This window comes from Halarchaeum salinum, from assembly GCF_039520965.1.
Lineage (GTDB): Archaea > Halobacteriota > Halobacteria > Halobacteriales > Halobacteriaceae > Halarchaeum > Halarchaeum salinum.
Genome location: NZ_BAAABL010000030.1, coordinates 1 through 5,179 on the forward strand (window position 1 = coordinate 1; position 5,179 = coordinate 5,179).

The window sequence follows — 5,179 nt, forward strand, 5'->3', positions numbered from 1 at the left end:
TTCCTCTCGAAAAGTAGCCTCGATAAGCCGTCGCTGTCACGCGGTTCTCGTCTTAGCTAAAGACGGATGGACCTATATTTGATTAGGTGGCTGTCACAGAGTGAATGGAACGGCCGACTCGAGAACGCAGCGAAGAGCAGGCCGAGCAGGAGCAATCTAGCGAGGAGACCCAGCACTGCCCGGAGTGCGACTCGACGAACATCGTCACGGATCAGGGCGAGCGACTCTGCGAGGACTGCGGGCTCGTTCTCGACGATGACCAGATCGACCGCGGGCCGGAGTGGCGGGCGTTCAACTCCAGTGAGCGCGACCAGAAGAGTCGCGTCGGTGCGCCAACTACGCAGACGATGCACGATAAGGGCCTCACCACCCAGATCGACTGGAAGAACAAGGACGCCTACGGCCGCTCACTCGACTCGAAGAAGCGCAACCAGATGAATCGCCTCCGGAAGTGGCAGGAGCGCATTCGGACGAAGGACGCCGGCGAGCGCAACCTCCAATTCGCCCTCTCCGAGATGGATCGAATGGCGTCCGCACTCGGCGTCCCCCGGAGTGTTCGCGAGATCGCATCAGTTCTCTACCGGCGCGCACTCAACGAAGACCTCATCCGCGGGCGCTCCATCGAGGGCGTCGCCACCGCCTGCTTGTACGCCGCTTGCCGCAAGGAGGGGATCCCACGCTCGCTTGAGGAAGTCACGGAGGTTTCGCGGGTCGGTCAAAAGGAGATCGGACGCACGTATCGCTATGTCGCCCAGGAGCTCAGTCTGGAGATGGAGCCAACCGACCCGAAGGAGTACCTCCCACGCTTCGCGAGTGATCTTGACCTCTCCGAGGAGGTCATCGCCAAGGCCCGCGAACTCGTCGATACCTCCGCCGAACAGGGCCTCCTCTCCGGGAAATCCCCCTCCGGGTTCGCGGCGGCCGCGATTTACGCCGCGAGCCTCCTCTGCAACGAGAAAAAGACCCAGCGTGAAGTCGCCGACGTCGCCAACGTCACCGAAGTCACCATCCGCAACCGCTACCAAGAGCAGATCGAAGCGATGGGCTTCGAGACGTAGGTCTGGAAGTCTCCCCCGCGATCACTCCTCGGTCAGCCTCGCGATTCGGAGGGGTCCACCATGGATCCGTCAGCTGTACTGGACTACCATCTTCGATCGCAACTGAGGAACTCGATCTGTAACCCTTGGACTCTGAGTCTGGGTGGTTAAGACCGTGAGATGGTTCTGAATACGGGTATCTGTCCTGCACTAGGAGTTCCATACTGATGGGAGAATGTCACTCGAGGGATTTTGCTCTGTTTTGGAAGCCGCCACCACAGTCACATGTGAGTGGATGCGTTTTTGCCTCGACGATCTCGCCGCACCTCAGGCACTCGTACGTGGAGATGCTTTTGGGGTTGTTCTCGTGCTCAACATCTATCCCATGCGGCATAGAGAGTACTCGGGACTCACCGCCTAAATATTATCTCTTATCATAATATTAGGGGGTTAAAATACCATTATTTTAATTCCGTTGTCCGCAAGTGGGGAATTGTTATCTCCTACCTATATGAATCAGTTAAATCACTCCCCCACACTGCACAGGGTTCACTGAGGACTCCTATCGGAATCTCAGGGACTACATTTGGGGGGACCTCGCCCACATCAACGCCGGCGAGGAACTCGTCAATCTGATCGTGTAGCCGAATGGTTTTGAATTACGCAGATCGAACAGGTCGAACAGAGGCACACGACAGACTCCGACGATCTTTTAACAGCGAGAGAATCCCGTCCTGAGGCCGAACGTAGTGACGGCCGAAGGGCGTGAATCGCGCCAGCCGGTTCCACAAACCACCGTCGGTTGCCGGCCGGATATTCCTTTGCGGTACTACTCGTTTTGTTCGTCAACCCATTCGCGGACTAACTCCCGCACAACGTCGGCCTTCGTCTCGTCAACGTCGATTACGGCCTTTGAGAACTCCTTGTGCAACTCGTCGTCAATGTCGATTGAGAGGCGCGTTGTCATCGTTTTCCCACCGCTACATCAGAACAACAGGCACCCAAATACGTATAATGAGGGGGTATATAGGTAGTGTATGGCGAAACAGGTCATCCGCACCTTCACTGCCGGTGTTCGTAACCACCGGCAGGTCTGCGGAGACCTCGATTCGCTCGGGTTCGCCGCCTCGAAACTCTGGAACGTCGGCCGGTGGACGGTCGCGCGTATCTGGGACGAGACGGGGACGATTCCCGCGGACGGTCCGCTCAAGGCCTACCTCAAGAGCCACGAACGCTATGCTGACCTCAACGCACAATCAAGTCAGAAAGTTCTCGAAGAGCTTTCTGAGGCGTTCGACAGTTGGTACGGCCACCGCCGAAACGGGAACAAGAACGCGAACCCGCCCGGCTACCGCAAACACGGCGACGAGCATCCGCGCTCGACAGTCACGTTCAAGGCCGACGGCTTCACGCACGACGCCACGAACAACCGCGTGCGACTCTCGAAAGGCCGCAACCTCAAGGAACACCGCTCGGACTTCATTCTCTGCAAGTACGACGCCGGACCGAACGTCACCGTCGAGAACGTTCAGCAGGTCCGCGCGGTGTATGAACGTGGCGAGTGGCGGTTGCACTTCATCTGTCGCGTCGAAGTTGCCGAGGCCGAATCGCCCGGCGACGGCACCGCCGGTATCGACCTTGGTATCTGTAACTTCGCCGCGGTTTCGTTCGGGGATGAATCGCTGTTGTACCCCGGCGGCGCGCTCAAAGAAGACAACTACTACTTCTCGAAAGAGCGTGCGAAGACGGACGACTCGGCGTCACGCGAAGCTCAACGTCTTGACCGGAAGCGGTCGGAACGCCAAACCCACTTCTTGCACGCACTCTCGAAAGACATTGTGGAGGAGTGCGCCGCCCGTGGCGTCGGCCATGTCGCCGTCGGAGACCTCGGCGGCATCCGCGAGGATGGCGAGACGGGCGACGCCCGCAGCTGGGGGACGCACGGCAACCTAGACCTCCACGGATGGGCGTTCGACCGCTTCGCGTCGATGCTCGAATACAAGGGCGAACAACACGGCATCGACGTGGGACGCGTGTCCGAGCGCGGTACGTCAAAGACGTGTTGTGTGTGCGGGGCCGAAGACGACAGGCAGCGTGTCGAGCGCGGGTTGTACGTCTGCGAGGCGTGCGACGACGCCTACAACGCCGATTGCAACGGAGCCGAGAACATTCGCAAACAAGTACCTCCGAGTCCGTCGGACAGCGCGTCCGAGGATAGGAGTACCGGCTGGTTGGCACAGCCAGCGGTCCGCCTGTTCGACCGAAGCGGTGCGTTCGCACCGCAAGAACAGGTCGTGGACCGCGAACCATAATATCCCACACGCGGTCGGGAAACCTCGCCGTTTACGGCGAGGAGGATGTCATACACATCAAGCATCTTGACGTCGGCGCCGAGCCGGACGATCGTCATCCTCCAGTCAGGGATTCTGATGGTTATCGCGCCATGACCCGGCGACTTTGTCGAGGCGTTCACCAACGCCCTACCCACGACGAGTTAGGGGGGCTGATTCAGGGCCGCCTAGTCGTGAAGTCGGTATGCGAGTCAATCAGCGACAGGACGGTAGCTATCAAGTCTCCACGCACACGATACTGGTATGAGGAAGATACTTGTCAATCGCACGTATTTTCTTAATTAATGGCCCCTCCAGTATCCCGCCGTACGGTGCTTTCCGTTGGTTCCATTGCTGGTCTTAGCTTTCTTGCCGGCTGTCAAGGGTGGGCGAATTCTGCGAGTCCGAGTGGTTCGGATGAAACCGAAATCAACCAGGGCGACGACTCCCTTGGACTCGCTTACTCAAAGAGTCATACATCGTTCCCAAGCGAGGAGGAGGCTCACAGCGGATGGGTTCACATCGTGAGCGACGGTGACTCAGCGGATTTAACGTTTGACGTGCGTCTCTGTGACGAGTTAGGAGAGGTTGAACCAAAGCTGACCCATTCCATCGGGAATGAGTTCGTCTTGAGATTCAACGTCACGTCTGGATTCAGTAGCGGAACGTCGTCCAGTAGAACGACCAAGGAATCGCAATGCAGTTCCGTAACTCACCTTGTCGGTGGAGCAAATGTGCCGAGTGACTGGGAAACGCTCACCGTTGCGGTGAACAACGTCGAAATCCAAACGATTGAGCGGTCAGGAACGATGCCAGAACTTCGGCCACTTCCAGACCCAGTACGCCCTCGATAGACCCCTCCTGTACTGAGCGATAAGTCCTTTACCTGTATTGGTGGATACGTGAACCCCCTGATTTCATCGGAACAGACCCACTCTCCGTTGATCTTCTTACCATCGGGACGGAGTTGGTAGAGTCTGTGGTATCGACGATGCTGGCGGACTGGCACTGGGATGGGTTTACGCTCGGTCTCATCGATCTCGTCACCCGGATAGTTCGCGGCGCGCGGCGGTACAAGCCGTCTACTCGCGCGTGAACCGCTTAGGGCTTGCTCTCAGTCCCATCGGGGTGGTTTCTCGGCTCGAAAATGTCCTCGGTCGAGCAGTCGAAATAGGCTGCGAGCTTGAACGCGAGTTCTAGTGAGGGGTCGTATCGCTCTCGTTCGATAGCGTTGATAGTCTGGCGAGTGACGTCGACAGCTTCGGCGAGGTCGCCCTGACTCAATTCCGCCGCTTGTCGTCGTCTCGGGAGGTCGTTTTGCATTCGTGCTACGCGTTCCGCTGGACAATCCCGAAGCAGGTGCCGTACAGGAGGAAGAGCGCTGAGAGGACTAAGATCCCCCCACCGATTGTGTCCGAGATTTCGAGATAGCCACCGGCATCAAGAACATAGAGGGCCGGAATGATGCTGAGGCCGAGAGCCATCGTGATTCCCATTGTTAGACCGCTTGCGCGGTTGTGGAGTTCGTAGTCGCGTTCGTCTTGGAGTGTCGTGTCACTCCATCGCGGTGCGAGGAAGGCGATACTGGCCCCGAGCCAGGCGCCACAGAGGTAGATGATGGTTCCGAGGAGTTGCTCGTTGAGTGCGATTCCGGCGAGCAACCCGATGATGCCGAGGGTGACGATTCCGTAGACGAGCCGTCTGTACGTTCGCCGCGTGAGGTCCAGTCCGCTTTGTTTTGATCGGCTCTATTGAATCCGCAGACAGCGTCGGGATGAGTCGTTAGAACGTTGGAAGTGAAGCGGGAGAGTA

General features: G+C 58.1%; 6 protein-coding genes. 2 read left to right on the forward strand and 4 right to left on the reverse strand.

Features of this window, described 5'->3' with window-relative positions:
• Positions 1-104 precede the first annotated feature (104 nt).
• Positions 105-1,058, forward strand: coding sequence for a transcription initiation factor IIB (locus ABDZ36_RS03085; RefSeq protein WP_211313718.1), 954 nt, complete (start codon positions 105-107; stop codon positions 1,056-1,058).
• A 217-nt stretch (positions 1,059-1,275) separates the two neighbouring features.
• On the opposite strand, the gene ABDZ36_RS03090 is transcribed toward ABDZ36_RS03085, so the two are convergent.
• Together ABDZ36_RS03090 and ABDZ36_RS03095 are read right to left on the reverse strand one after the other, a co-directional pair.
• A complete protein-coding gene (locus tag ABDZ36_RS03090) occupies positions 1,276-1,431 on the reverse strand; it encodes a rubrerythrin-like domain-containing protein (protein ID WP_211313719.1) in 156 nt (51 codons plus the stop codon).
• Positions 1,432-1,866: 435 nt separating this feature from the next.
• Entirely contained in the window at positions 1,867-2,004 is a 138-nt protein-coding gene (locus tag ABDZ36_RS03095; protein ID WP_211313720.1) for a hypothetical protein, read from the reverse strand.
• A 70-nt stretch (positions 2,005-2,074) separates the two neighbouring features.
• Here ABDZ36_RS03095 and ABDZ36_RS03100 point away from each other — a divergent pair, with 70 nt between their 5' ends.
• Entirely contained in the window at positions 2,075-3,349 is a 1,275-nt protein-coding gene (locus ABDZ36_RS03100; RefSeq protein WP_211313721.1) for an RNA-guided endonuclease TnpB family protein, read from the forward strand.
• 1,119 nt (positions 3,350-4,468) lie between these two features.
• On the opposite strand, the gene ABDZ36_RS03105 is transcribed toward ABDZ36_RS03100, so the two are convergent.
• Positions 4,469-4,690 (reverse strand): helix-turn-helix transcriptional regulator, encoded by a 222-nt coding sequence (locus ABDZ36_RS03105; RefSeq protein WP_211313722.1) that lies wholly within the window; start codon positions 4,688-4,690, stop codon positions 4,469-4,471.
• A gap of 5 nt (positions 4,691-4,695) precedes the next feature.
• On the reverse strand, positions 4,696-5,094 hold the full coding sequence (locus ABDZ36_RS03110) for a DUF2178 domain-containing protein (RefSeq protein ID WP_211313723.1): 399 nt from the start codon (positions 5,092-5,094) through the stop codon (positions 4,696-4,698).
• Between the last annotated feature and the right edge of the window lie 85 nt (positions 5,095-5,179).